This is a genomic window from Leisingera thetidis (assembly GCF_025857195.1).
Lineage (GTDB): Bacteria > Pseudomonadota > Alphaproteobacteria > Rhodobacterales > Rhodobacteraceae > Leisingera > Leisingera thetidis.
On sequence record NZ_CP109787.1, the window covers coordinates 1,234,557 to 1,260,682 of the forward strand.

Sequence of the window (26,126 nt, forward strand, 5' to 3'; positions counted from 1 at the left end):
CACTGCCCGGCCTGCCGGCCGGGCGGCTCGGCTTTGCCTATCCCAGGCTCACGCTTGCGGCGCTTTCCGGCAGCTCCTCGTCAAAGCAGCGCTGGTAGAACTCGGCCACGGTCTGGCGCTCCAGCTCGTCGCATTTGTTCAGGAACGACAGGCGGAAGGCATAGCCCACATCGCGGAAGATCTCGGCGTTCTGGGCCCAGTTGATCACCGTCCGCGGGCTCATCACGGTCGAGAGATCCCCGTTCATGAAGGCGGTGCGGGTGAGGTCGGCAACGGTCACCATCTGGCTGATGGTCTTGCGGCCCTTCTCGGTGTTGTAATGCGGTGCCTTGGACAGCACGATGGCGCTTTCGGCGTCATGGCTGAGGTAGTTCAGGGTCGAGACCAGCGACCAGCGGTCCATCTGGGCCTGGTTGATCTGCTGGGTGCCGTGATAGAGGCCGGTGGTGTCGCCCAGGCCGACGGTGTTGGCGGTGGCAAACAGGCGGAAGAACGGGTTCGGGGTGATGATCTCGTTCTGGTCCAAGAGGGTCAGCTTGCCGTCATGCTCCAGCACCCGCTGGATCACGAACATCACGTCGGCGCGGCCGGCGTCGTATTCGTCGAACACGATGGCAACCGGGTTGCGCAGCGCCCAGGGCAGGATGCCTTCGTGGAACTCGGTCACCTGCTTGCCGTCGCGCAGCTTGATCGCGTCCTTGCCGATCAGGTCGATCCGGGAGATGTGGCTGTCGAGGTTCACCCGGACGGAGGGCCAGTTCAGCCGCGCCGCGACCTGTTCGATATGGGTCGACTTGCCGGTGCCGTGGTAGCCCTGGATCATGACGCGGCGGTTGTGGCTGAAGCCGGCCAGAATCGCCAGCGTGGTTTCCGGGTCGAACTTGTAGGTGTGGTCCAGCGCCGGCACCCGGTCGGAGCCGTCAGCAAAGCCCTTGACCGTCATATCCGTGTCGATCCCGAACACATCGCGGACCGAAATTGCTTCGGTCGGTTTCGCATTCATGTCCACAAAGCCGTCGGTCATCCCAGTCGATCCTTATCTCACTTCCCTGGCATCAGGGGCCAATCCGCGGGATTGGTGCCCGATCTGGCGCGCGAGGGCAAGGGAAAGTCGCGCCGGAAACCAGCTGAGGCTGCGATTGTTCCGGAACTGGACAGGCTGCGCTGCAGGGGCCGGGCAGGCCGCTCCGGACCGCAGCAGAGTCACAGCGCCCCCGGCCGGGCAGCAGGGGGCGCGTCTGCCGGCTCTCATTGAGCTTTGGGGGGGTAGGCTGCGGCCGACACGTCTTTGCCTAGCCGGTTGCGCGGGGCGGCGTCAAAGAAATAAAGAGTCTATCGTAAGTTTTCGGCAAAAGACCGCCCATGGCGCAGGGCCGGACGGCAGCCCTGAGGGGGCGGCGCTTCAGGCGGCCAGCGCCGCCTGCTGGAATTTCAGCCCGGTGTGCGTGGCGATTTCATGGCGTATCTCTTCTGTCAGAAGCTCCGGCCTGGCGTATGCCAGGCAGAGCCTGTCAAACGCGCGGCAGCTAACCGGCACGAGGCCCGCCACCTGCACAGAGGCAAACAGCCGGCTCGACCTGGCCTGGGCGGTTGCAAGCTCCAACACGGCCTGCGGCCCTTCAAGAACAAAATGCACGGCCTCTCCGCTGCGGATCATCATGCCGGTGGCGCCGCCCTGGCGCAGGGCCGGCCGGTTGCGGCTGATGTAGCTGCCGATTTCCAGGTGCCGGGTGCCGGGGGCAAGGCGGGTGGTGAGGATGAGGCGGTGCATGGGCTGTCTCCTTTGGGCGCCGGCGGCTGCCTGCCTGGCCGGTCATCCCAACCTAACCGGAAACCGCCGCTCCTGCGGGGCCGCAAAAGGATAGAACCCCTGCGCTATCCGCAGCAAAAGCGCGCCGGCCTATGCCAACGGATAGGCGTCTCGCCTTTTGTGCGCGCGGCTGCGCTGTCGGGACGCTGGAAAGGCGGGGGCGCCAAATGAACAGAGCGGCCCCGGGCCGCCCTCTGCGCATCCATCAGCTGACGGCTTATTTGAAGCTTTTGCTGTCCTTGATCTGATCCCAGGCCCACATGACCTCCTGCAGCTGCTCCTCCTGGCTGCGGTCGCCGCCGTTGATGTCGGGGTGCAGCACCTTGATCAGCTTCTTGTACGCCTTGCGGATGTCGGCCTTGGTCCAATCGTCCTTGGCCTCCAGAATTTCGATGGCACGGCGTTCGGTGGGCGGCAGGCGGCGGCCGGTCTTGGCGGCGCGGCCGGGGTTCTGGGTGGCGTTGGCGCCCAGAACCTGATGCGGGTCCTCGATGCCCAGCCGCGCCCAGGCGCGGGCCTCCGGGTCGCCCAGCGGCTTGGTCTCGCGCTCCCAGACCTTGTCCTTGGAGCGCTGCGCGTTCAGCTCCGCCTCGGTGGTGCCTTCGAAGAAGTTCCAGCTGTTGTTGTACTCGCGCACGTGCTCCTGGCAGAACCAGTAGAAATCATCCAGCACATCCGGTGCCTTCGGGGCGCGGAACTTGCCGGCTTCCTCGCAGCCGTCCTTGTCGCAGACACGCACGGAGGTTTCGGACGCGCCGCTGGCGGCCCGGCGTCCGCGCGGGTTCTTTTTCTTGGCAGAGCGGATGGACATATCAAAGCCAAAGGGATCGGACTTGCTCATGGGGCGCACCTTCTAGACGCATCTGTTCGACTCGGAGGCAGCAGTTTAGTCTAAGGGGCGCCAGATAGAAGGGGGCGCAGGGAAAAAATATGGGGATGAGCGGAAAATGAACGTGAAGCAAGAAATGGAAGCCGCGCTGCAGGCGGCATTTGCCCCCAGCGCGCTGGAAGTCGTGAACGAAAGCCGCAAGCACGCAGGCCATGCCGGCGATGACGGCTCGGGCGAGAGCCATTTTGCGGTGATGATCCGCGCGGAGGCTTTTCAGGGCATGAGCCGGGTGGCGCAACACCGTGCCGTGCACAAGGCGCTGGGGGACATCGTGCCGCGCATCCACGCGCTGGCGCTGGACACCGGGGCCTGAACCGGAGGCCTGAAGCGGGGGGATCAGTCCTCCCCGTGCCCTTTTTGCTCGGCCCGTTTTTTGAGCGCGGCGGTCATGCCGGACACCGGGCTCAGTTCCTCGACCCCGTCATCCGATTGCATCTTTGCCGCTCCCGGCCCCGGAACCTGCGCGGCTTCCGGTGGTGCTTCGGGATCGCCTGCGGCGGCAGTCAGCGGCGGGGACTGCGGTTCGGAATGGCGGAACGCGACGGATGGCGCCGCGGGCTCCCTGCGGCCCGGCGCGGGTGATTCTGCCGGCTGCTCGGCTGGACTGGCGCGGCGGAAGACCAGCACGTTGCGCCAGTTGGTGGTGGAGCCGGTGAGGCCGGAGCGCTCCTCGCTGGGCAGCAGCTCGGCCCGCTGGAACTCCCAGCCGCCTGCGGCCATTTCATTCAGCAGGATCTCGATCGAATTGGCAAAGCGTGCTTCCGGGGTCTTGACCCCCTTTGCCTTGGTGCCCTTGGCCGGGGCGGGGACAACCTTGTATTCGTATTTTGTCATTGGCTTTGGATCCTGAAGGGGGCTGGCTGCTGCGCGTACGGCCCGTGATATAACCTCTCCCGGGCCTGGTGTCAGGCCGGGGGGCGCAGACTTTCGGGATATACCGGCAATTCCGGCGATATCTTGTGCAGCGCCCAGGAGGGAAACGCGTCCTGCGGGTCCGGGGTGCGGCTCAGCGCGGTGCGCATCACCGGCTGGCCCAGGGCCAGGGCAAATGCGTCGACGGCGGCCTGAACCAGCGGCCACTTCGGGTGGTAGTCATGCCCCGCAATCATGCCGCCGACCTTGACCTTGGCATACCAGTCGTAAATCGTCTTGCCGCCCTCTTCGCCGGTGTGCGCGTAGCCGTCTATGTACACATAATCGAAATACGCATCCGGAAATGCGTCCAGGGCGTCGTCAAAGCTCATCCGCAGCAGCCAATAGGGCTTTCCCATGCCGACATTCTGCATGGCGCGGATGTATTCCCGGGTGTCATGGTGGTCGCCGTAGATGTCGACCCCGTAAAGCGCCTGGAACAGGCCGGTTTCCAAGAGCCGCCTGGAATGCCAGCCCGACGCCACCCCCAGTTCCACACCGATCAGGCCACCGCGGCCGAGGAACTGAGGCAGTTCCTTGCGTTCCTGAAGAATATCAATGATTTCCGTCATGCCGGCACCCTTGCACACCGGCGCACGCCGGGTCCAGTTCCGCCGGAACAGGCGGCGCGGATTTTGTGGAACGCGGCCAGGAGGCAGCCGCCGCAGATACGCAAACGGCACCGGCCTGAAGGGCCGGAAGAGCGCCACGGGGCGCCTTTCCGGTTTCCGGTCTGCAGCTGGCTCAGCCGCCCAGCTTCCGGGCGACCAGCTCGTTCACCGCCTTGGGGTTGGCCTTGCCGCCGGTGGCTTTCATCACCTGGCCGACGAACCAGCCTGCCAGTTTCGGGTTCACCTTGGCTTTCTCGACCTGCGCCGGGTTGGCGGCGATGATCTCGTCCAGGGCGGTCTCGATGGCGCCGGTATCGGTCACCTGCTTCATGCCGCGCTCTTCGACGATCTGCGCCGGGTCGCCGCCTTCGGTGTAGACGATCTCGAACAGGTCCTTGGCGATCTTGCCCGAAATCGCGTCCGAGGCGATCAGGTCGATGATGCCACCCAGCTGCGCCGGGGAGACCGGCGAGTCGGTGATGCTGTGGTCTTCTTTCTTCAGGCGGCCGAACAGCTCGTTGATGACCCAGTTGGCGGCCAGCTTGCCGCTGCGGCCCTGGGCGGTCTCTTCAAAGAAGGCCGCCGATTCCACATCGGCGGTCAGCACCGAGGCGTCATAGTCGCTGAGCCCGAAGTCCTTGATGAAACGCGCCTTCTTCTCGTCCGGCAGCTCCGGCAGATTGGCTTTGATCTCATCCACCCAGGCCTGTTCGATTTCCAGCGGCAGCAGGTCGGGGTCGGGGAAATAGCGGTAGTCATGCGCCTCTTCCTTGGAGCGCATGGAGCGGGTCTCGCCCTTGTCCGGATCGTACAGCCGGGTTTCCTGGTCGATCTTGCCGCCGGCCTCGATGATCGCAATCTGGCGGCGCGCCTCGACCTCGATCGCCTGCTGGATGAAGCGCATCGAGTTCATGTTCTTGATCTCGCAGCGGGTGCCGAGGTGGGAGAAGTCCTGGGTTTCCTGGTACTTCTCGTACTGGCCCGGCAGGCAGACCGAGACGTTCACGTCGGCGCGCAGGTTGCCGTTCTGCATGTTGCCGTCGCAGGTGCCCAGATACTGCATGATCTGGCGCAGCTTGGCGATATAGGCGGCCGCTTCCTCAGGCCCGCGGATGTCGGGGCGGGAGACGATTTCCATCAGGCAGACGCCGGTGCGGTTGAGATCGACAAAGGACATGTTGGGGTCCATGTCGTGGATCGACTTGCCCGCGTCCTGCTCCATGTGGATGCGCTCCACGCGCACATTGCGCGCGGTGCCGTCGCCCAGTTCCACCAGCACTTCGCCTTCGCCCACGATGGGGTGGTAGAGCTGCGAGATCTGGTAGCCCTGCGGCAGGTCGGGGTAGAAGTAGTTCTTGCGGTCGAAGGCCGACCACAGGTTGATGCCGGCCTTGAGGCCGAGACCGGTGCGCACAGCTTGTTCAACACAGTATTCGTTGATCACCGGCAGCATGCCGGGCATCGCCGCGTCCACAAAGGCCACGTTGGAGTTCGGCTCGGCGCCGAACTTGGTCGAGGCGCCGGAGAACAGCTTGGCATTGGAGCTGACCTGGGCATGCACCTCCATGCCGATGACCAGTTCCCAGTCATGCTTGGCGCCCGCGATCACCTTGGGCTTGGGGAGTTCATATGTCAGGTCGAGCATGGTTTTCCGCCGTATCCGAATGTCCGATGTTGGCAAGCGTTCTAGGCCCGCTGGCGGGCAGGGGCAAGGGGGCAGGTGGCGGAGAAAACTCCGAGCGGCGCTGATACTCCTTATTTTGCTCGGGCCGCACGCGCGGGCAGCACCCGTCCGCCCCCATGGGCGGGCGCTTTGCTGCTGCCCGCGGACGGGCACTGCCTTTCGCAATGCTTCGCTTGGTCCCGATTCAGCCTCTTGGCGGAGTGCATCAGGAGGGCTAGAACTGGCAGCCCGAACAGAATTTCAGGAGGCCGCCTTGGACACATCCGCCCGCATCGCCCAGACCATTGCCACAGAGATCGGCGCCGCTGCGAAACAGGTCAGTGCCGCCGTCGCGCTGCTGGATGAGGGGGCAACCGTGCCCTTTGTCGCGCGCTACCGCAAGGAGGCGACGGGCGGGCTGGATGACACCCAGCTGCGGACCCTGGCCGAGCGGCTGGAGTACCTGCGCGAGCTGGAAAAGCGCCGTGCTGCGATCCTCGAGTCGATCAAGGGACAGGACAAGCTGACTGATGATCTGGCGGCCTCGATTGCCAAGGCGGAAACCAAGGCGCAGCTGGAGGATATCTATCTGCCCTACAAGCCCAAGCGGCGCACCAAGGCGATGATTGCCCGCGAAAACGGGCTGGAGCCGCTGGCCGACGCCATTCTGGGCAACCGCAGCGCCGACCCGGAGAAACTGGCGGAAGGTTACATTACCGAGGCAGTCGCCACGGTGAAGGACGCGCTGAACGGGGCGCGGGACATTCTGACCGAACGGCTGACCGAGAACGCCGCTCTGCTGGGCCGGCTGCGGGAATTCCTGCAGCGGGAGGCGGTGCTGACCGCCAAGGTGATCGAGGGCAAGGAGCAGGAGGGCGCCAAGTTCTCCGATTACTTCGCGCATTCCGAGCGCTGGGCCGATGTGCCCTCGCACCGGGCGCTGGCGATGCTGCGCGGCTCCAACGAAGGCGTGCTGACGCTGGACGCGGGGCCGGAACCGGAGGAGGGCGCGGCACGGGCCGAGTCCATGGTCGCGGCCGAGCTGGGCGCGGGCGGCAATGGCCCCGGCGACAAATGGCTGCGCAAGGTGGCGGGCTGGTGCTGGCGGGTGAAGCTGAGCCTTTCGATGATGCTGGAGCTGATGGGCGATCTGCGGGCGCGCGCACAGGAAGACGCCATTCAGGTTTTTGCCCGCAACCTCAAGGACCTGCTGTTTGCAGCTCCGGCCGGTGCGCGGCCGACTCTCGGGCTGGACCCGGGCATCCGCACCGGCGTCAAGGCGGCAGTGGTGGATGCAACCGGGAAATTGGTGGCCACAGAGACGTTGTATCCGTTCCAGCCGAAGAATGATCTGCGCGGCGCGCAGGTGTCTATCGTCAAGCTGATTGCCGAGCACGGCGTGGAGCTGATCGCCATCGGCAACGGCACCGCCAGCCGCGAGACCGAGCGGATGGTGGCGGAGGTGCTGAAACACCTGCCCGCCAAGATCAAGGCGCCAACCAAGGTGGTGGTGTCGGAGGCCGGCGCCTCGGTCTATTCCGCGTCCGAGCTGGCGGCGCGGGAGTTCCCGGATCTGGATGTGAGCTTGCGCGGGGCGGTGTCGATTGCGCGGCGCCTGCAGGATCCGCTGGCGGAGCTGGTGAAGATTGAACCAAAAAGCATCGGCGTCGGCCAGTACCAGCATGACGTGGATCAGCATAAGCTGTCGAAATCGCTGGAGGCCGTGATCGAGGATGCGGTGAACGCGGTGGGCGTCGACCTCAACATGGCCTCGGCGCCGCTGCTGAGCCATGTCTCGGGCCTGGGCCCCGGTCTGGCGGAGGCGGTTGTGGCGCATCGGGACATGAATGGCGCCTTCAAGTCCCGCAGGGAACTGTTGAAGGTGGCGCGGCTTGGCCCCAAGGCGTTTGAGCAATGCGCGGGCTTCCTGCGCATTCGCGACGGCAAGGAGCCGCTGGATGCGTCCTCGGTCCACCCGGAATCCTATGACGTGGCGCGCAGGATCGTCGCGGCCTGCGGCCGGGATATCCGGCAGATCATGGGCGACGGTGCGGCGCTGAAGGGGGTGCGGGCGGAGGATTTCGTGGGCGGCGAAGTGGGCCTGCCGACGGTGCGCGACATTTTCCAGGAGCTGGAGAAACCCGGCCGTGACCCGCGCCCGTCCTTTGTGACCGCCTCCTTCAAGGACGGCGTGGAGCAGATCACCGACCTGAAGCCGGGCATGGTGCTGGAAGGCACGGTGACCAACGTTGCGGCCTTTGGCGCATTTGTCGATATTGGCGTTCATCAGGACGGGCTGGTGCACGTGAGCCAGCTGGCCGACCGGTTTGTGAAGGACCCGCATGAGGTGGTGAAGACCGGCCAGGTGGTGAAGGTCACGGTCACCGAGGTGGATGTGCCGCGCAAGCGGATCGGCCTGACCATGAAGAAGGACGGCGGCACCTCGGCCAGGGAAGAGCGCAGCGCGCGCGGTCCGGCCAAAGACGCGGCCCCCCGCCGGGGCGGCAAGCCGGGCGGCGGCAAGGGCAAGATGTCCGCAGCCCCCGGCGGCGGCGGCCGGAACAAAGGCCAGGGCTCGGACCAGGGCACGGGGGCGCTGGGCGCGGCGCTGCTGGATGCCTTCAAGAAGAAATGACGAAAAAGGGGCCTGGGCCCCTTTTATTGCTCAGCCCGCAGGTTAGGCCGGGCTGAGCTGCAAACCTTGGTCGGTAAAGGCGATTTTCTGGCCGCCTTCGATTTCATCGCGGAACTGGCTGGCGATTGCGGCAAGCGCGCCGGCGTGGCCGCGGGCAGCAAAGCGGTTGATCGAAGGGATGCGGGCGCTGTTGTCAAACCCTTCGGCCGCATGGGCCCAGACCAGCGGATGCAGTTCCGTGAGATGATCGCGGATCAGCCAGTCCGCCGCCTCGGCCAGCTTCAGCCGCGGCACGTCAGCCTGCAGATTCCGCCCCAGCCCCTTGCGCAGGGAAATCGTGCAATAGGCCGCCAGCAGGTTGATCATTTCCTGCGAGGAATTGGCATTGACGATGTCCCGAAGGCCGTCGAGGAACAGCCGGGTGTCCACCCTTGCACAGGCTTGATCGTCGATTGCGATGGCGTCGAAATAGACCCATGTGTAGCCGCCCGCGCCCCAGGTTTCCGCGGTGCGTGCGGCGGTGCGGCGGGCTTCCAGTTCCAGCGCCGGATAGGAGCCGGACCAGCGCGGCAGCATATGGGTGCCGAGCGTGCGCATGTGGCGGTGGTTGCCGGGCGCGAGATCGATCAGCATGCCAAATTCGTCCGCCACCCGCAGGGCCCCGCTGCTGCGGCCGGCAAACAGCGCGCAATGCGCAGCTTTCAGGAAAGGGCTGTTCCGGCAGTCCTCCGCAATCGGATCCAGCAGGGCAGCGGCCCGGTCGAAATGGGCAGCACAGCGGCGCCTTCCGTGCTGCGCCGCTTTGCGCGCGGTACCGGTTCCGCGCCAGGCCCAGCCGATATCGATATGCGCCAGTGCCACCAGGGCGGTCAGATAGGGGTCGCGGCGGTGCTCCGCCCGCAGGGCTTCAAAGGCCATCAGCCCGCGGATCAGGGCGCGGCTGCCTGCGTCCTCTCCTTCTTCCAGCGCGTGCTCGGTGGCATGCACCACATCGGCGCGGGCGCCATAGGCGATGAGATCGGCCAGCGGCAGCCCGCAGCGGGCGCTGGCACGGTTCAGATCGGTTTCTCTGATCTGCCGGGACAGCTCCTCCCAGCGTTCCTGGCGGGCCAGGAACTGGCCGTGGTTCTGGGCGTCGATGCAGCGGGGATCGCCCCTGGCGCTGCAGACCGGGATCGACAGGCTGTCTTCCAGGCGCCGGGTCAGCAATTCTTCGGCTGGAGCAGGTGCAGGGGCTGAGAGTGCGGCAGGGCGTGAACGGCCGGGAACCAGACCTGAAATCCGGGACAGAAGATCCCGCGCCTGTCGTGACGGTGTGAGCATTTGCGCTTCCTGATGAGTGGCAGCTTGTCGTTGGTCACAGTTTTGTCAGGCAATGGGGCGCAAAGATGGCGGCACTGGGGAAGTTCCGGTGCCATCCGGGTTTATCGTGCGGCGGGAGGGGCGGCCGGTTTCCAAACCCGCGGCCAATGCGGGCAGCGCAGGTCAGAAGGTTGTGAAATGATGGCGTTCGGTCCTGATGCCGCGCGCCTGGAATTGCGCGTCGGCTTCGGCGTGCGGCGGGGTGGCTTCCTGCGGCAGCCGGATGCGCTTGCCGCTGCGCAGGATCAGCGTGGCGCGCACCGAGAAATCCCAGCGGGTGTCAAACCGCACACGATCGATTTCGCCAAGGTCCGCCGTGCCGGTGAGACCGCCGGAGAACCACTCCACCCGTTTGCCGGAAATCGTCAGTCCGGATAACGGGTTGCGGGCCAGATCCAGGAGCGCGGGCAGCACCGGCAGCGCCAGCAGGATCACCAGCCACAGCGCGGCATCCAGCACCAGCCAAAGCACCAGCAAGGCGGCAAGCCAGCCGCCGGATGCCAGCAGGGCCGCGGCGGAGCGGCCCCGGCGGGCGAAGCTGTAGTCCGCCGGGGCAGGTGCGTCAGGCGTGTCAGGCATCCAGGATCCGGGTCACCATTTCGGTGGTGTCGCGGCTGAGGTCCGGGGCATTGGCAATCCGGGTGAGCTGGGCGCGGATCAGCGACTGGCGGCCGGTGCCGTAGCGCTTCCAGGTCTGGAAAGCGGCGCACATGCGGGCGGTGGTCTGCGGGTTCAGCGTGTCCAGCGCGATCAGGTTGTCGGCCAGCAGCTGGTAGGCTTCGCCGCTGGCATGGTGGAAGCCCGCGTGGTTGCCCGCCAGCGCCCCCATCACCGCGCGGAAGCGGTTGGGGTTTTTCATGTCGAACAACGCGTGCCGGGTGAGCGCTGCGGCAGTGGCGGCGGTCTTCTCCGGCGCGGCGCAGGCGATCTGCAGGGCAAACCATTTGTCCATCACCAGCCGGTCGTCCTGCCACTGATCAAAGAAGGCCTGCGATTGCGCCGCGCCTTTCTCGGCCTTCATCAGCGCGGCGAGGGCGGCGTATTGCTGGGTCATGTTGTCCGCTGCCGCATACTGCCGCGCGGCCTGGTCGCCGCCGTCCAGCCGGGTCAGCAGCGACAGGATGCGGCCATTGAGGGCGCGCTTGCCCGCCCCCTCGGCATCCGGGACATAAGCGCCGTCGGCCGTGGTGGCCGCGTAAAGCCGGGGCAGGCTGGTTTCCAGCTGCTGCGCCAGGGTCTGGGCAAAGGTTTCGGCCGCGTCATAGATCTTTTGCGGATCGGGGGTGAAGCCGCGCTCGTGCAGGGTCTGGGCGATATCGGCCTGGCTGGGCGGCGTCAGCACCAGCGCCCGGAAGGCCGGGTCCTGTTCATCGTCGCGCACCAGTTTCTCCAGCGCATCGAGATAGGCGGCGTCCGGCGCGCCGCCATCCAGCACCATCGTCACGCGGGTTTCCTTGGCCAGCGCGTTGCCGGCCTCCCAGCGGTTGAACGGATCGGTGTCATGCGCCAGCAGGAAGGCGCGCTCGGCATTTGTGGTCTCGCGCTGCAGGATCACCGGGGCGGAGAATTCGCGCAGGATCGACGGCACCGGCCTGGCGGCGAGGCCGTCAAAGGAGAAGCTCTGCTTGGCTTTTGTCAGTTCCAGCACTTCGGTGGCGCGCACCTCATCGCCGTTGGGTGACAAGAGGCCGACCGCCACCGGGATCACCCGCGGCGCCTTGTCCGGCTGGCCGGGGGTGGGGGGCGTCGATTGCTCGAACGTCAGCGTGTAGGTGCCGTCGGCGTAGTCCTCAGAGACTTTCAGGCGCGGGGTGCCCGCCTGGCTGTACCACAGCTTGAATTGCTGCAGGTCGCGTCCGGTGGCATCCTCGAACACCTTCAGCCAGTCCTCGATGGTGCAGGCCTGGCCGTCGTGGCGCTCGAAATAAAGCTTCAGCGCCTTGTAGTAGTTGTCATCCCCCACCAGCCGCTTCAGCATGCCGATCACCTCGGCGCCTTTTTCATAGACGGTGGCGGTGTAGAAGTTGTTGATTTCCTGGAATTCCTCGGGGCGCGGCGGATGGGCGAGGGGGCCGCCATCCTCCGGGAACTGGCGGGCGCGCAGGGCAATCACGTCGTCGATCCGCTTCACCGGCTCGGAGCGCATGTCGGCGGTGAACTGGGCGTCGCGGAACACCGTCAGCCCTTCCTTCAAACACAGCTGGAACCAGTCGCGGCAGGTGATGCGGTTGCCGGTCCAGTTGTGGAAGTACTCATGCGCGATGATCGCCTCGATGCGCTCGAAATTGGCATCTGTCGAGGTCTCGGGCGACGCCAGCACGCAGGAGGAATTGAAGATGTTCAGCCCCTTGTTCTCCATCGCGCCCATGTTGAAATCGTCCACGGCAACGATGTTGAAGAGGTCGAGGTCGTATTCAAGCCCATAGACGTCCTCGTCCCACTTCATCGACTTTTTCAGCGCCTCCATGCCAAAGGCGCATTTGCCTTCATCGCCGGGGCGGACCCAGATGTTCAGCTCCACCTCCTTGCCGGATCTGGTGGTGAAGGCGCCGGGGTAGTTGACCAGATCGCCCGCCACCAGCGCAAACAGATAGGCCGGCTTGGGCCACGGGTCATGCCATTCGGCCCAACCCTCGCCCTGGCCCATCGGGTTGCCGTTGGACAGCATCACCGGCTCGTCGCCTTCGATGCGGACGGTGAAGGTGGACATCACGTCGGGGCGGTCGGGGTAATAGGTGATCTTGCGGAAGCCCTCGGCCTCGCATTGGGTGCAGTACATGCGGTTGGACATGTAGAGGCCTTCCAGCGCGGTATTGCCGGCCGGGTTGATCTCCACCTCGGCTTCCCAGGTGAAGGGGGTGCCGGGCACCTCGCATTTCAGGCCGCCCTCAACCAGGTCCGGCGTGACCGCCTGGCCATCGATCCGGGCCGAGATCAGCGTCAGATCCTCGCCGTGCAGAAAGAAGGTGCTGTCCGCCGCATCCGGTTTCGGGGCAAAGCGGATCCGGCTCAGAATGCGGGTGGTTTCCGGTGTCAGGCGGAAGGTCAGGTGAACGCTTTCAACGTCATATCCGAAGGGCGTGTAGTCTTTCAGGTAGAAGGTCTGGGGCGTGTCTTTGGCCATTCTCGCTCTCCTCTGCACTGCTTCTTTTCAGGTGTAGAGGATAGGGGCAGGACTGCAAGCGGATTGGTGGCAGCAAGGGAGCAACCGGAAAAATCCGCAGCACTTTCTTGAAAGTCAAGAAAGTGAGTTTGGTTTCAGCGGGCGGCTGTTTTGTTGCCGATCGGAAACTTCTGTCTTAGTTAGGTTGGCATACTGTGGTGTACCGCCTAAAGGAGCAAGTCATGAGCCGGGTCGAGAAACAGGGAATTCAGGTTGCGCCGGAACTGGCGGATTTCATCGAGAAGCAGGCGCTGCCCGGCACCGGTGTCGAGGCGGAGGCGTTCTGGAAAGGCCTGGCGGAACTTGTGAACGGCTTCGGGCCGGAAAACCGGGCGCTGCTGGCCAAGCGGGACGAAATGCAGGCCCAGATCGACGCCTGGCATATCGCCAACCGCGACAAGCCGCACGACCACGAGGCCTATAAGGCGTTCCTGGCAGACATCGGCTATCTGCTGCCCGAAGGCGGCGATTTCGAAATCGAGACGCAGAATGTGGACCCGGAGATCGCCGAGGTGCCGGGGCCGCAACTGGTGGTACCGATCACCAATGCCCGCTATGCGCTGAACGCCGCGAACGCGCGCTGGGGCAGCCTGTATGATGCCTTCTACGGCACCGATGCCATGGGCACGCCGGCGCCCGGGGGCGGCTACGACAAGGGCCGCGGCGCGCGGGTTGTGGCGCGGGCGCGGGTGTTCCTGGACGAGGCCTTTCCGGTCGATGGCACCAGCCATGCCGATGTGCGCCGCTATTACGTGCAGGACGGCCAGCTGCTGGTCGACGACCTGCCGCTGGCGCAGCCGGAGAAATTCGCAGGCTACCGCGGCAATCCCAAGGCACCGGAATCGGTGCTGCTGCGCAACAACGGTTTGCATGTGGAGCTGGTCTTTGACCGCGCCCACGCGATTGGCGCGCGCGACCAGGCGGGCCTGGCGGATGTGCGGCTGGAAAGCGCGATGTCGGCGATCATGGACTGCGAGGACTCGGTCGCTTGTGTCGATGCCGAGGACAAGGTGCAGGCGTACTCCAACTGGCTGGGCCTGATGAAGGGCGACCTGGAGACCAGTCTGGAAAAAGGCGGCAAGACCATCACCCGCCGCCTGAACCCGGATTTCGGCTTCACCGCGCCGGATGGCTCCGCCAGGACCGTCAAGGGCCGTGCCCTGTTGTGGGTGCGCAACGTGGGCCATCTGATGACCAACCCGGCGGTGCTGGATCAGGACGGCAAGGAGGCCTATGAGGGTCTGCTGGACGCGCTGATCACCGTGATGATCGCCAAGCACGATCTGAAACGCGACGGCGGCAACTCCGCCCTTGGCTCGGTCTATGTGGTGAAGCCCAAGATGCACGGGCCGGAGGAAGTAGCCTTTGCCGACCGCATTTTCGGCAAGGTCGAGGACATCCTGGGCCTGCCGCGCCACACCGTGAAGATCGGCATCATGGACGAGGAGCGCCGCACCTCGGTGAACCTCAAGGAATGCATCCGCGCCGCCAAGCACCGGGTGGCCTTCATCAACACCGGCTTCCTGGACCGCACCGGCGACGAGATCCACACCTCGATGGAGGCGGGGCCGTTCAGCCGCAAGGACTTCATCAAGCGCAAGGGCTGGATCGGCGCCTATGAGAACCTGAACGTGGATATCGGCCTGGAGTGCGGCCTGTCTGGCAAGGCGCAGATCGGCAAGGGCATGTGGGCGATGCCCGACATGATGGCGGCGATGCTGGAGCAGAAGATCGAGCATCCGAAATCCGGCGCCAACTGCGCCTGGGTGCCAAGCCCGACCGCGGCCACCCTGCACGCGCTGCACTACCACAAGGTGGATGTGTTTGCGGTGCAGGAGCGGCTCAAGGCCGGCGGCCGCCGCGCCCATGTGGACGGCATCCTGGAGATTCCGCTGGCAACCTACCGCAAGTGGACGCCGCAGCAGATCGCCCGCGAGGTGGACAACAATGCCCAGGGCATTCTGGGCTATGTGGTGCGCTGGATCGATCAGGGGGTGGGGTGCTCCAAGGTGCCGGACATCAATGACGTCGGCCTGATGGAGGACCGCGCCACCTGCCGGATCTCCGCCCAGCACATCGCCAACTGGCTGCATCATGGCGTCGTCTCCGAAGAGGAGGTGATGGGCAGCTTGCGCAAGATGGCCAAGGTGGTGGACGAGCAGAACCGCGGCGACAACAGCTACCGCGCGATGGCGCCGGGCTTTGACACCATTGCCTTCCAGGCGGCCTGCGATCTGGTGTTCAAGGGCCGGGTGCAACCCTCGGGCTATACCGAGCCGGTGCTGCACGCCCGGCGTCTGGAGCTGAAGGCCCAGGAAGCTTCGGCCTGACTGCGGCAAACTGACCCCGGGAAACAGTTTCCCTGAATTAGCGGGTAGTCAAAGGGGGCCTTTTGGCCTCCTTTTCCTTTGGTAACGCAACGTCACCGGGAGGAAGACCATTCATGGCAGGGATTTCATTGGATCAGGCGCGCACCATCATCCGCGCGGCGCTGGAAAGCGGGCGCGCGCTCAAGCTGAAGCCGCTGTCGGTTGTGGTGCTGGATGCCGGCGGCCATGTGCAGGCGTTTGAACGCGAGGACGGCGCCGCACCGGGCCGGTTCGCAATCGCCCATGGCAAGGCCTATGGCGCGGTGATGCTGGGCATGGCGGGCACCGCACAGATGGCCCGGGCCGAGGCGCAGGCCTATTTCATGGCGGCGGTGAACGGGGTTTACGGCGGCCAGGTGGTGCCGGTGCCGGGCGGCGTGCTGGTGCGCGGTGCGGATGGCGCGGTGATCGGCGCGGTCGGGGTGACCGGCGATACCTCCGACAACGATGCGATTGCCGCCACGGCGGGGATCGAAGCCGCAGGCCTGCAGGGCGAAATCTGACGGCGTTCTGCCGCCGCCCCGAAATGCCGGCCGGGGCGGCGGCGCGTGGTTCCGCTGTGTCAGGGCGCTCGGATTTGCTCCGTGTGCGTGTGTGAACAGTCTGTTGCGCCGCGCTTCCTGTTGAACCCTGCCATTGGCAGGGCTAGGTTTTTCTGCAGGAAACAGATTTGCGAGTGGATCATGGCGCGCCCCAAGGTTGGCATTATCGGCAATTCCTATCTGATCAACGATCAGTACCCCGTGCATGCGGGCGGCACGATGAATTCCGAAGCGATTGCCGAGGTTGCCGGATGCATGCCGCTGATGATCCCCTCGGACCCGCGTTTTGTCACCGTCGAGGAGCTGCTGGCGACATTCGACGGCTTTTTGCTCACCGGCGGGCGGCCGAATGTGCATCCTGCCGAATACGGCGAGGCGGAGACCGAGGCGCATGGCGCCTTTGACCGGGCGCGCGATGCCATCACCCTGCCGCTGATCCGCGCCTGCGTGGAACGCGGCCAGCCGTTCCTGGGCATCTGCCGCGGCTTTCAGGAGGTGAATGTGGCCATGGGCGGAACGCTTCATCCGGAAATCCGCGACCTGCCGGGGCGGATGAACCACCGGATGCCGCCGGATGGCACGCTGGAGGAGAAATTTGCCCTGCGCCATCCGGTCAGATTCACCAAGGGCGGGGTGTTCCACCGGCTGTTCGGGGCCGAGGAAGTGATGACCAACACCCTGCATGGCCAGGGGATCAAGCGTCCGGGCGCGCGGGTGATGGTGGACGGGCAGGCGCCCGACGGCACGCCCGAGGCAGTCTTTATCAAGGATGCGCCTGGCTTTACCCTGTCAGTGCAGTGGCACCCGGAATGGGAGGCGGCAGCCGATCCGGTGTCGCGTCCGCTGTTTGAGGCTTTCGGCTCGGCGGTACGGGTCTGGGCCGACGGCGTGGCGCAGGGTGGTTTTCAGAAATCTGCATAAGCGTTTCAAAAGGTTCGGTTATGGAATTTGATGCGGACGAGGCCCTAGCCTGCAGGCAGGGGCCGTACAGGGTCAGGCAATTCAGAGCGGGTGACTCGGCAGCGCTGGCCGAAGTCTTCAGAGCTGCCGTGCATGGGATTGCAAGCCGGTTCTATTCCCCGGAACAGATCAACGCCTGGTGCCCGGAGGCGCCGCCGGCCGCGGCCATCGGGCAGAAGCTGTCAGACGGGCGCGCGGCCTGGGTGGCGGTGGATCAAGCGGATGTTCCGGTTGCCTTCATCGACCTGGAATCGGATGGCCATATCGACATGCTGTTCTGCCATCCCCGCGCCGCCGGGCAGGGCGCTGCGGCGGCGCTCTACGGGCGACTGGAAACGGCGGCACTGAGGCAGGGCATCGGGCTGCTGTACGTCGAGGCCAGCGAAGCAGCGCGCCGCTTTTTCGAGCGGCAGGGCTTTGCCGTGGACCGGCGGCGCGAATTCGAGCGCAGCGGTGTGAAGATACACAACTACCGGATGGTCAAGATCCTCGGCTGAATTTGCCGTGGCGGCCTGCGCCAATCCGGGCAGGCCGCGCAGCGCTCAGGTCAGCAGGTCAAAATCCTGCGCCAGCGGCAGCCGCCGCGCCCGTTTGCCGGTGAGGTCGAACAGCGCGTTTGCCAGCGCCGGGGCGGCAGGCGGGGTGCCGGGCTCGCCCGCACCGCCGATATGCGCCTGTTCTTCCAGAATGCGCACCTCTACCTGCGGCATCGTGTGCATGCGGATGCCGTCGTAATCGGGGAAGTTGGCCTGCTCCACCGCACCATCGGCAAAGGTGATCTCTCCGAACATCGCCGCCGACAACCCATAGGCCATGCCGCCAAACATCTGCGCCTCCAGGTTTCGCGGATCGAGCGCCACGCCGAGGTCAGCGGCAATCCAGGCCCGCCGCAGCCGGATCCCCCCGTCCTCCTGGGCCACTTCGATGACCTGCGCCACCGGGGTGCCGAAGCTGTAGGTCATGGCCACACCGCGGCCCACGCCTGCGGGTGTCTTGCCGGTCCAGCCGGACATGTCCCTGACGGCTTCCAGCACCTTGGCGGCAGGGGCCCATTCCTTGCGGGCAAGCTCCAGCCGGAACGCCAGCGGGTCGGCCCCGGCGGCAAGGGCCAGCTCGTCGACAAAGCTTTCCATGAAGAAGCCGTTGATCGACGCGCCGACCGAGCGCCAGAAACCCACCGGGACCTGCAGATCGGCGGCATAGCCGCGGATACGGTAGTTCGGGATCCCGTAGGGCTGGTTGAAGGCGCCGTCGGTCAGGGCGGCATCCGGGCCGCTTGGCGACAACCCGATCCAGCGGTTCATCGCCTGGGCGGCGGGGGACTGGCCGGCAATCTGCCCATCCAAGAGCAGCGCCTTGCCGTCCTTCACCGCACCGCGGAACCGCGCCATGGCGGCCGGGCGGTAGAAGTCATGGGTCATGTCCTCTTCGCGGCTCCAGGTCAGCTGGACGGGCGTGCCCGGCATCTGCCCGGCGAGGCGCGCGGCATGGACGGCAAAGTCGACCTCGCCCCGGCGTCCGAAACCGCCGCCCATCAGGGTGGTGTTCACCTCCACCTGTTCCGGCGCGATCCTCAGCGCCTTGGCGCAATGGTCGCGGACCAGCATCGGCCCCTGATTGCCGCACCAGATCTGCAGGCGCGCGCCATCAAACAGTGCCGTCGTGTTCAGCGGCTCCATGGTGGCGTGGGCCAGATAGGGCACCTCGTATTCTGCCGTCACCTCCCGTGCGCCCTCCGGCAGGGTTGCGGCGTCGCCGTCGTCCCGCAGGGTGGAATTCGGTTTGGTGTCAAACGCCGCGCGGATCGCGCCCGAGATCTCTGCCTGGGTGGCCGGGATCGGCGCTGCGCCCCAGTCGAAGGCAATGGCCTCCAGCGCCTGAATCGCCAGCCAGGTGTTGCTGCCGACAACGGCAACGGCATCGCCAAGATCGGCGACGCGATCAATGCCCGGCATCTCCAAGGCCGCCGCAGCATCAAAGCCATTCATCCTGCCGCCCAGATGCGGGTTTGCCTTGAGAGCTGCGAACTTCATGCCGGGCAGGCGCACATCAATGCCGAACTGCGCGGTGCCGGTGGCCTTGCCCGCCATGTCCACCCGGGGCTGGGATTTGCCCAGCAGCTGCCATTCGCTGCGCGGGCGCAGGGGGGCATCGACCGGTTCCAGCCGGGTGGCCTCTGCGGCCAGACTGGTAAAGGCGATCTCCGCTCCGTCCGGCGTCACAACCTTGCCTTCCTTGGTGCTGAGCTGGCTGCGGCTGACGCCAAGGCGCCGGGCAGCGGCCTCCTTCAGCGTTTCGCGGGCAGAGGCCCCGGCCAGCCGCATCCGCTCATACCCGTCCTTCATCGAGGATGATCCGCCGGTCACCTGCAGGTCCAGCAGCTTGCCCGCCTGTCCCAGCACCGCGCCCAGCGAATGCATGAAGGCGGATTTGTCATAGCCGGTGCTGGGCAGCGTCTCGCTCATCAGGGCGGAGTTGTAATAGGCCCTGGCGGCGGGTCCGTGCAGGACCTCCACCTGGTCCAGCGTCACGTCCAGTTCCTCGGCAATCAGCGCGGCCCAGGTGGTGTGCACGCCCTGGCCCATTTCGGCGCGCGGGGCGATCAGGGTGATCTTGTCGCTGGAAATCATCACAAACGGATTGAATGCGACTTCTCCCTCACCGGGCTGCAGCGGATTGGGGGCAGGGCGGCTGACGTAGTAGGCGCCAAAGGCAACCCCGCCAACGATGGCGGCAGAGCCGATCAGAAAAGAGCGGCGGGCGATTTTCTTGAAGCTGGCCATGTCTTACGCCTCCTGCATCTTCGCGGCGGCGGAATGGATGGCGGCGCGGATGCGCGGGTAGGTGCCGCAGCGGCACAGGTTGCCCTGCATCGCTTCGTCAATCTCCGCATCCGTGGGGGCCGTGTTTTGCGACAACAGGCTGGCAGCCTGCATGATCTGGCCGGACTGGCAGTAGCCGCATTGCGCCACCTGATGGTCGACCCAGGCCTGCTGGATCGCCGCCATCGCCTCCGGTGTGCCAAGGCCCTCGATCGTGGTTACCTCGCCCCAGACATCCGACAGCGCCACCTGGCAGGAGCGCACTGCCTCGCCGCCGATATGCACAGTGCAGGCACCGCAGGCAGCCACGCCGCAACCGTATTTGGTGCCGGTGAGGCCAACTTCATCGCGCAGTACCCACAGGAGAGGCACGTCATCAGGCAGATCCACCTGATGGGGTTTTCCATTGATGCGGAGCGTGGTGGACATGGGGTGTCTTCCTTTGCTGGGTTTATGACAAATGTAACTGAAAGTGTCAGTGTGTCAATTGACATTTTTTACAAACAGTGTCAGAAATGGAGCCATGAACATGGCAGGCATTGAATCGAAGCAGCAGGCAATCCTGGAGGCCGCATGGGCGGCGTTCTCCACCTATGGCTTCCGCAAGACCTCGATGGATGACATCGCCAAGGGCGCGGGCATGTCACGCCCGGCGCTGTATCTGCATTTCAAGAACAAGGAAGCGATCTTCCGGGCGCTTGTCGCCGCATATTACGGCAATGCGGCGGAGATGGTCCGGGCCGGGCTGGCGTCAGAGGGATCGCTGGCCGACCGCCTGCTGGCCGCCTTTGCGGGGCAGGGCGGCGAAGCGGTCAAGGCGATGATGGCCTCGCCGCACGGGATGGAGCTGTTCGAAGTCACCAAGAACGTCGCCGGAGAGGAAATCGACGCGGGCGAGGCAGCGTTGCGCGGGCTTTATACCGCCTGGCTGCAGCAGCAGGCAGAGGCCGGGCAGGCGATGCTGGACGGGGAGGCGGACGTGATTGCCCGGACTATTTGCGCGTCCCTCAAGGGCATCAAGCAAACCGCCGGGGATTATGCTGCCTACCAAGCCGGTGTGCGCCAGCTGGCGGTTCTGGTCGGGGCCGGGCTGACGCCGCGGTAAGGCGGGCCGGACGCACCGGCCCGCGCGCGCATCACAGCTCGGTGCGCAGGTGCCACAGTTCGGGGAACAGCTCCACTTCCAGCATCCGTTTCAGATAGCTGACGCCGCCGGTGCCGCCGGTGCCGCGCTTGAAGCCGATGACGCGCTCCACCGTGGTGACGTGGTTGAAGCGCCAGCGGCGGAAGTAATCTTCGAAATCCACCAGCTTCTCGGCCAGCTCATACAGCTCCCAATGGGTTTCGGTGTCGCGGTAGACTTCGGTCCAGGCAGCCTGCACGGCCTGATGCGGCACATAGGCCTCGGACACGTCCCGGTTCAGCACCTCGTCCGGCAGCGGGAAATGTTGCGACAGCGCCTTGAGCGCCACGTCATAGAGCGAGGGCTGCGCCAGCTCGGCCTCGAGCAGCGCCAGAATGTCCGGCCGGTGGGAGTGCGGACGCAGCATCGCCTTGTTGCGGTTGCCCAGCATGAATTCGATCTGCCGGTACTGGTGCGACTGAAAACCGGAGCTTTGACCCAGTTCATCCCGGAAGGCGGTGTAATCGGACGGCGTCATGGTGCGCAGCACGTCCCAGGCGGAGTTCAGCTGCTCAAAGATCCGCGCGACGCGGGCCAGCATCTTGAACGCGTGGTGCGCCTTGCCCGCCAGCAGCCGTTCGCGGGCGGCGGTCAGCTCGTGAATGGCCAGCCGCATCCACAGCTCGGACGTCTGGTGCTGGATGATGAACAGCATCTCGTCATGGGTATTGGTCCACGTTTTCTGGGCGTTCAGCAGCATGTCGAGCGACAGGTAATCGCCATAGGACATGCGCCCGTCAAAGGACATCTGGGCGCCGTCGTCGGCGGGATCATAGGGTTGTGTCATCGAAGCGTTCCTTTTCCTAAGTGTATCACGGTTCAGGGAAAGGAAACGCTTCTCCGGTTCAGGGTGCCGCATTGGGCCAGGCGGCGCCACAGAGCGACCCAGCCGGCCGGGCGGCAGAGCGGCAGATTGCTTGAGCGGGCGCGGCGCATCAGGTGACCGCGCTGCGCACCATGTATTCCGGGCGGTCCCACAGGGCGTTGGTCATTACATCGGTGATGATTTCCGCCGCGGCGCGCACATCGCCCTCGTCGATATAAAGCGGCGTGAAGCCGAAGCGCATGATGTCCGGGGCCCGGAAGTCGCCGATCACGCCGCGGGCGATCAGCGCCTGCATCGCGGCATAGCCCTCGTCGAACTTGAACGACACCTGGCTGCCGCGGAAGGCGGGGTCGCGCGGCGAGGCCAGCTCGAGCTGCGGGCATTTTGCCTCGACTTCGGCAATGAACAGATTGCACAACTCGATGGATTTGGCGCGCACGGCGTCCATGTCCGCCATGTCCCAGATATCCATCGCCGCCTCCAGCGCGGTCAGCTGGATCACCGGCGGCGTGCCGACGCGCATCCTGTCGATGCCCTGGCCCGGGCGGTAGTCGAGGTCAAAGGCAAACGGCGCCTCATGCCCCAGCCAGCCTGACAGGGCCGGGCGGGCGGTCTCTGCGTGTCGCGGCGCAACATAGATGAAGGCCGGCGCGCCGGGGCCGCCGTTGAGGTATTTGTAGGTGCAGCCGACCGCGAAATCGGCGCGGCAGCCGGCCAGATCCACCGGCACGGCACCAGCGGAATGGGCGAGGTCCCAGACCGTCAGAACACCGTTTGCATGGGCTTTCTCCGTCAGCGCCTTCATGTCGTGCCTGCGTCCGGTGCGGTAATCCACCTCGGTGATCATCAGCACCGCGATTTCCTCGGTGATGCTGTCCTCCACCGCCTCCGGATCGACCACCCGCAGCTCATAGTCAGGCCCGAGCGATTTCAGCAGCCCGCTGGCCATATAGAGGTCGGTCGGGAAGTTGCCGTTGTCCGACAGCACCACCTTGCGGCCCGGGTTCAGCTCCAGCGCCGAGGCGACCGCCTGGTAAACCTTGATCGACAGCGTGTCACCCATCACCACATGGCCGGGTTCCGCCCCGATCAGCCGCCCGATCCGGTCCCCCAGCACCCGCGGCTTGTCCATCCAGCCGGCCTTGTTCCAGCCGGTGATCAGCATCTGCCCCCACTCGTCCTGCATCATCGACCCGACCCGTTCCCTGGCAGCGCGGGGCAGGGGGCCCAGCGAGTTGCCGTCCAGGTAGATCACACCTTCCGGCAGCTCGAACATCGCCTTGGTTGCAGCAAAATCAGTCATTGGGAGCCTCGCATGGCTAGAGGTATTTCAAGCTTAAAGCTTTTCGCGATTGCTACCGCATCCGTATCATTCTGTCCAGAGCCTAGCACTTGGCCGGCTGCGGCTCCGGGATGCCCAGCTCGGCACGTTTCTTCTTGGACAGCTTCGCAGTGACCATCTGATAGGACAGGGTGATCTGCTCTTTCAGCTCCGCGTCCGTGAGGCCATCTTCGTCAAATTGCTGCAGCCATTTCATGCCGCGCGATGCCAGATACGGTGCCGGCCGGACGCCGGGTCGCTCCTGCAGCACCTCAAAAGTAATTTCTCCGGCCTTGAAGGTGAAGGCATCCCTGCCATCGGCCCAGCCGCAGACGGCAAACAGCTTGCCGCCCGCCTTCCAGACATCTGAGTTGCCCCATTGGACCACATGCTCCGCCGCCGGAAATGTCCCGCAGAACGCGTTGAACCCGTCCCGGTCCATCAGGTCTGCCCGCCTGATATCTCGATGCACTGGCCGTTGATGGACTGCGAGCCCGGCCCGCACAGCCACAGGGCCGCGGCCGCCACTTCGTCCGGTTCGATCAGCCGCTTGTGGCGGTTCGCGTTCACCATCACGTCCAGCGCTTCCACCGCGCTCATGCCCGCACGCTGGGAGATCGCGGTGATGTTGCGCTCGACGATCGGGGTGTCGACATATCCGGGGCACAGCGCGTTGAAGGTGAAGGGCGTGCCCAGGTAGTCCTCGCTCAGCGCGCGGGTCAGGCCGACCAGCCCGTGTTTGCTGGCGGTGTAGCAGGCGCCGCCCTTCAGCCCCCGCAGGCCCGCGATGGAGGACACGGTGATGACCCGGCCCCAATCGGTCTGCCGCATCGACTTGAAGCACTCCCGGATGGTCAGAAAGGCCCCGTCCAGGTTGGTTGCCATCATGTTGCGCCAAAACTCCATCGAGGTCTTGTGCAGGGCCGCGCCCTCGGCAACGCCCGCATTGGCCACGCAGATCTGAACCGGTCCGCGGGCGGCCGCCGCCGCGTCCACCTTGGCAGCCACGTCCTCCTCGCTGCGCACATCCATGGCCAGCGGGTGCAGCCCGTCTGTTGCGGCTTTCTCCAGCACCTCGGGCCGCCGCCCGGTGATGGTGACCAGCGCGCCTTCATCGGCCAGAGCCCGGGCAATCGCCAGCCCGATCCCGGTGCCGCCGCCGGTGACCAGCGCGTGTTTGCCTTGCAATGTCATGATCCCTATGGCCTCCCTGTTTTGCAGGCCAGCCTAACCGGGCAGTCCCATCTGGCAACCCCGCCGTGCCGTCACGCCGAACACTTGGGGCGTTTACAGTCATATTCGAATGTGTGAATGTCGCAGCGCTTGCCCAGGGAGATTTCCGATGAAAGCCATTGCCGCCCTCAGCGCAGCCTTGCTGATGCCCCTAGCCGCACAGGCCAGCGAAGACATCGCCGACCAGTATCCGCAGTCCGAGCTATATTCCAAGCCGGTGGAGGTCATCCCCCATGTGTTCTCCGCCATCGGCGCCACCGCGCCTCCGACCTATGAAAACGCGGGCCACAACAACAACCTCTCCTTCATCGTGACTTCCGAAGGCGTGGTGGTGGTGAATGCCGGCGCGTCCGATGCGCTGGCCAGGGCCCTGCACGACGAAATAAAGCGGGTGACCGATCAGCCGGTGGTTCTGGTGATCAACGAAAACGGCCAGGGCCATGCGATGCTGGGCAACGGCTATTGGCGCGACATCGGCGTCGATGTGCTGGCCCACGCAGAGGCGATCGCCGAAACCCGGAAAAACAGCGACCTGATCCTGCAGCGGATGCACGGCTATAATCGGGACCGGGCCGGGGAAACCCGTGTCGAGCACGCCAATATTTCGTTTGAAGACCGCTACAACCTCACCCTCGGCGGGGTGGAGATGCAGGTGCTGCACCTCGGCCCGGCGCATGACCCGGGCGACGTCCAGGTCTGGATCCCGGAATGGAACCTGCTGATTGCCGGCGACATCGCCTTTCACGAGCGGATGCTGCCGGTTTTCGCGCACACCTGCACCAAATGCTGGGTTGAAACCTGGCAGGAGAAGCTGGAACCGCTCAACCCCGCCTATGTGATCCCCGGCCACGGCCACCCGACCAATTTGCCGCAGCTGCGCCGCTATACGCTCGACTACCTGGTCGATCTGCGGGCCAGGATCGGCGCCCATATCGAGGCGGGCGGAGACCTCGCCAGCGCCTATTATGTGGATCAGTCACGCTGGAAGGGGCTGGATGCATTCGACGCGCTTGCCACCAGAAATGCAGGCCGGGTTTTCGAGGAAATGGAGTGGGACTAAGCCGCTCACCGGTCAGTACACATAAATATACGTAGGCATTCGGGCGAAACTATGCAGGATCGTGCCGCAAGCCGGAACAGATTCGTCGTTTCCGGCGCGTCGGGGGCATTTTGTCCTTTTCTGAGACTCCCGGCCGAACTGGTCTGGACGACCAAGCCGGATAAGGGAAGATTGCCCGCAATGCGCATGATTTCAGGACATAATCTGCAAAAGGGCAGGCCATGATGCGATGGCTGGACGTGCCGCCTGTCTGGCTGGCAGGCTTTGTTCTGGCGGCCTGGCTGCAGTCGGCGCATTTTGCATTCCGGCTCTCCTTCGGGGGGCCTTGGGCAGAGTTCCTCGGCGGCATCCTTCTGGGGGGCGGCATTCTTCTGGCGCTGCTCGCCGTTACTGAGATGCGGCGGCAAAAGACCACGGTTATCCCGCACCAGACACCCAGCCGGCTGGTGCAATCGGGAATCTTCAGCCGCAGCCGCAATCCGATCTATCTGGGCGACGTGCTGATCCTGGCAGGCCTGATCCTGTGGTTTGATGCGGTGCTGTCGCTGCCGCTGATCCCGATCTTCCTCTGGGTGCTGGAGAAGCGGTTTGTGCTGCCGGAAGAGGACCGGATGCGGCGGACCTTCCGGGCCGGCTGGGCGCTTTATGAACAGAAGGTGCGCCGCTGGATCTGACTGGAATGCGGCATTGCGGCATGACTTTGCGGCAACGCAGCAAAATCCTTGCGCAACAATCTTGCGCATAGTAGTAGAGAATTATTGTGAT

General features: G+C 65.1%; 24 protein-coding genes. 9 read left to right on the forward strand and 15 right to left on the reverse strand.

The genetic code is table 11. From position 1 onward, the window contains the following. Nucleotides 1-37: 37 nt before the first annotated feature. The 3 genes from cobS to OKQ63_RS05920 form a co-directional block, all read right to left on the reverse strand. Nucleotides 38-1,024 (reverse strand): cobaltochelatase subunit CobS, encoded by a 987-nt coding sequence (gene cobS, locus OKQ63_RS05910; protein ID WP_264213030.1) that lies wholly within the window; start codon nucleotides 1,022-1,024, stop codon nucleotides 38-40. A gap of 378 nt (nucleotides 1,025-1,402) precedes the next feature. Then, nucleotides 1,403-1,771: a hypothetical protein gene (locus OKQ63_RS05915; protein ID WP_264213031.1), complete on the reverse strand. Its 369-nt coding sequence runs from the start codon at nucleotides 1,769-1,771 to the stop codon at nucleotides 1,403-1,405. 256 nt (nucleotides 1,772-2,027) lie between these two features. After that, nucleotides 2,028-2,651 carry a J domain-containing protein gene (locus OKQ63_RS05920; protein ID WP_264213032.1) on the reverse strand — a complete coding sequence of 208 codons (624 nt, stop codon included), beginning with the start codon at nucleotides 2,649-2,651 and terminating at the stop codon, nucleotides 2,028-2,030. A 106-nt stretch (nucleotides 2,652-2,757) separates the two neighbouring features. Between OKQ63_RS05920 and OKQ63_RS05925 the strand changes: the two genes are divergently transcribed. Then, nucleotides 2,758-3,012 (forward strand): BolA family protein, encoded by a 255-nt coding sequence (locus OKQ63_RS05925; RefSeq protein ID WP_264213033.1) that lies wholly within the window; start codon nucleotides 2,758-2,760, stop codon nucleotides 3,010-3,012. 23 nt (nucleotides 3,013-3,035) lie between these two features. On the opposite strand, the gene OKQ63_RS05930 is transcribed toward OKQ63_RS05925, so the two are convergent. The 3 genes from OKQ63_RS05930 to gatB form a co-directional block, all read right to left on the reverse strand. After that, complete coding sequence (locus tag OKQ63_RS05930; protein WP_264213034.1) at nucleotides 3,036-3,533, reverse strand: DUF4177 domain-containing protein; 498 nt, start codon at nucleotides 3,531-3,533, stop codon at nucleotides 3,036-3,038. A 71-nt stretch (nucleotides 3,534-3,604) separates the two neighbouring features. Continuing rightward, on the reverse strand, nucleotides 3,605-4,183 hold the full coding sequence (locus OKQ63_RS05935; protein WP_264213035.1) for a class I SAM-dependent methyltransferase: 579 nt from the start codon (nucleotides 4,181-4,183) through the stop codon (nucleotides 3,605-3,607). A gap of 172 nt (nucleotides 4,184-4,355) precedes the next feature. Further along, nucleotides 4,356-5,867 (reverse strand): Asp-tRNA(Asn)/Glu-tRNA(Gln) amidotransferase subunit GatB, encoded by a 1,512-nt coding sequence (gene gatB, locus OKQ63_RS05940; protein ID WP_264213036.1) that lies wholly within the window; start codon nucleotides 5,865-5,867, stop codon nucleotides 4,356-4,358. Between the two features lie 292 nt (nucleotides 5,868-6,159). Here gatB and OKQ63_RS05945 point away from each other — a divergent pair, with 292 nt between their 5' ends. After that, the gene (locus OKQ63_RS05945; RefSeq protein WP_264213037.1) at nucleotides 6,160-8,520 is read left to right on the forward strand and encodes a Tex family protein; all 2,361 of its coding nucleotides are present in this window, start codon (nucleotides 6,160-6,162) and stop codon (nucleotides 8,518-8,520) included. A gap of 42 nt (nucleotides 8,521-8,562) precedes the next feature. Here the strand turns inward: OKQ63_RS05945 and OKQ63_RS05950 are convergent, their stop codons facing one another. The 3 genes from OKQ63_RS05950 to pepN all read right to left on the reverse strand — a co-directional run bounded on the left by OKQ63_RS05950 (nucleotide 8,563) and on the right by pepN (nucleotide 13,006). Beyond that, on the reverse strand, nucleotides 8,563-9,729 hold the full coding sequence (locus tag OKQ63_RS05950; protein ID WP_264213038.1) for a hypothetical protein: 1,167 nt from the start codon (nucleotides 9,727-9,729) through the stop codon (nucleotides 8,563-8,565). 276 nt (nucleotides 9,730-10,005) lie between these two features. Continuing rightward, nucleotides 10,006-10,461 (reverse strand): hypothetical protein, encoded by a 456-nt coding sequence (locus OKQ63_RS05955; protein ID WP_264213039.1) that lies wholly within the window; start codon nucleotides 10,459-10,461, stop codon nucleotides 10,006-10,008. Then, nucleotides 10,454-13,006, reverse strand: coding sequence for an aminopeptidase N (gene pepN, locus OKQ63_RS05960; protein WP_264213040.1), 2,553 nt, complete (start codon nucleotides 13,004-13,006; stop codon nucleotides 10,454-10,456). The genes OKQ63_RS05955 and pepN overlap by 8 nt, the downstream gene beginning before the upstream one ends. 221 nt (nucleotides 13,007-13,227) lie before the next feature. Between pepN and OKQ63_RS05965 the strand changes: the two genes are divergently transcribed. From OKQ63_RS05965 to OKQ63_RS05980, 4 genes are all read left to right on the forward strand, one after another. After that, nucleotides 13,228-15,375 (forward strand): malate synthase G, encoded by a 2,148-nt coding sequence (locus tag OKQ63_RS05965; RefSeq protein WP_264213041.1) that lies wholly within the window; start codon nucleotides 13,228-13,230, stop codon nucleotides 15,373-15,375. 113 nt (nucleotides 15,376-15,488) lie between these two features. Beyond that, nucleotides 15,489-15,917: a GlcG/HbpS family heme-binding protein gene (locus OKQ63_RS05970; RefSeq protein ID WP_264213042.1), complete on the forward strand. Its 429-nt coding sequence runs from the start codon at nucleotides 15,489-15,491 to the stop codon at nucleotides 15,915-15,917. Nucleotides 15,918-16,097: 180 nt separating this feature from the next. Then, nucleotides 16,098-16,877 (forward strand): gamma-glutamyl-gamma-aminobutyrate hydrolase family protein, encoded by a 780-nt coding sequence (locus OKQ63_RS05975; protein ID WP_264213043.1) that lies wholly within the window; start codon nucleotides 16,098-16,100, stop codon nucleotides 16,875-16,877. A gap of 128 nt (nucleotides 16,878-17,005) precedes the next feature. Then, nucleotides 17,006-17,413 carry a GNAT family N-acetyltransferase gene (locus OKQ63_RS05980; RefSeq protein WP_350356298.1) on the forward strand — a complete coding sequence of 136 codons (408 nt, stop codon included), beginning with the start codon at nucleotides 17,006-17,008 and terminating at the stop codon, nucleotides 17,411-17,413. A 45-nt stretch (nucleotides 17,414-17,458) separates the two neighbouring features. On the opposite strand, the gene OKQ63_RS05985 is transcribed toward OKQ63_RS05980, so the two are convergent. Both OKQ63_RS05985 and OKQ63_RS05990 read right to left on the reverse strand, forming a co-directional pair. Continuing rightward, entirely contained in the window at nucleotides 17,459-19,699 is a 2,241-nt protein-coding gene (locus OKQ63_RS05985; RefSeq protein ID WP_264213045.1) for a xanthine dehydrogenase family protein molybdopterin-binding subunit, read from the reverse strand. 3 nt (nucleotides 19,700-19,702) lie between these two features. After that, a complete protein-coding gene (locus OKQ63_RS05990; RefSeq protein WP_264213046.1) occupies nucleotides 19,703-20,167 on the reverse strand; it encodes a (2Fe-2S)-binding protein in 465 nt (154 codons plus the stop codon). 94 nt (nucleotides 20,168-20,261) lie between these two features. Here OKQ63_RS05990 and OKQ63_RS05995 point away from each other — a divergent pair, with 94 nt between their 5' ends. Continuing rightward, complete coding sequence (locus OKQ63_RS05995) at nucleotides 20,262-20,843, forward strand: TetR/AcrR family transcriptional regulator (RefSeq protein WP_264213047.1); 582 nt, start codon at nucleotides 20,262-20,264, stop codon at nucleotides 20,841-20,843. A gap of 31 nt (nucleotides 20,844-20,874) precedes the next feature. On the opposite strand, the gene kynA is transcribed toward OKQ63_RS05995, so the two are convergent. From kynA to OKQ63_RS06015, 4 genes are all read right to left on the reverse strand, one after another. Next, a complete protein-coding gene (kynA, locus tag OKQ63_RS06000; protein WP_264213048.1) occupies nucleotides 20,875-21,708 on the reverse strand; it encodes a tryptophan 2,3-dioxygenase in 834 nt (277 codons plus the stop codon). Nucleotides 21,709-21,856: 148 nt separating this feature from the next. Then, complete coding sequence (gene kynU, locus OKQ63_RS06005; protein ID WP_264213049.1) at nucleotides 21,857-23,050, reverse strand: kynureninase; 1,194 nt, start codon at nucleotides 23,048-23,050, stop codon at nucleotides 21,857-21,859. A gap of 82 nt (nucleotides 23,051-23,132) precedes the next feature. Continuing rightward, complete coding sequence (locus OKQ63_RS06010) at nucleotides 23,133-23,510, reverse strand: MmcQ/YjbR family DNA-binding protein (protein ID WP_264213050.1); 378 nt, start codon at nucleotides 23,508-23,510, stop codon at nucleotides 23,133-23,135. Next, a complete protein-coding gene (locus OKQ63_RS06015; protein WP_264213051.1) occupies nucleotides 23,510-24,262 on the reverse strand; it encodes an SDR family NAD(P)-dependent oxidoreductase in 753 nt (250 codons plus the stop codon). The genes OKQ63_RS06010 and OKQ63_RS06015 overlap by 1 nt, the downstream gene beginning before the upstream one ends. A 148-nt stretch (nucleotides 24,263-24,410) precedes the next feature. On the opposite strand from OKQ63_RS06015, the gene OKQ63_RS06020 reads away from it, so the two are divergent. Both OKQ63_RS06020 and OKQ63_RS06025 read left to right on the forward strand, forming a co-directional pair. Beyond that, complete coding sequence (locus tag OKQ63_RS06020; protein WP_264213052.1) at nucleotides 24,411-25,361, forward strand: MBL fold metallo-hydrolase; 951 nt, start codon at nucleotides 24,411-24,413, stop codon at nucleotides 25,359-25,361. Nucleotides 25,362-25,585: 224 nt separating this feature from the next. Then, the gene (locus OKQ63_RS06025) at nucleotides 25,586-26,035 is read left to right on the forward strand and encodes a methyltransferase family protein (protein WP_264213884.1); all 450 of its coding nucleotides are present in this window, start codon (nucleotides 25,586-25,588) and stop codon (nucleotides 26,033-26,035) included. Nucleotides 26,036-26,126: the final 91 nt, after the last annotated feature.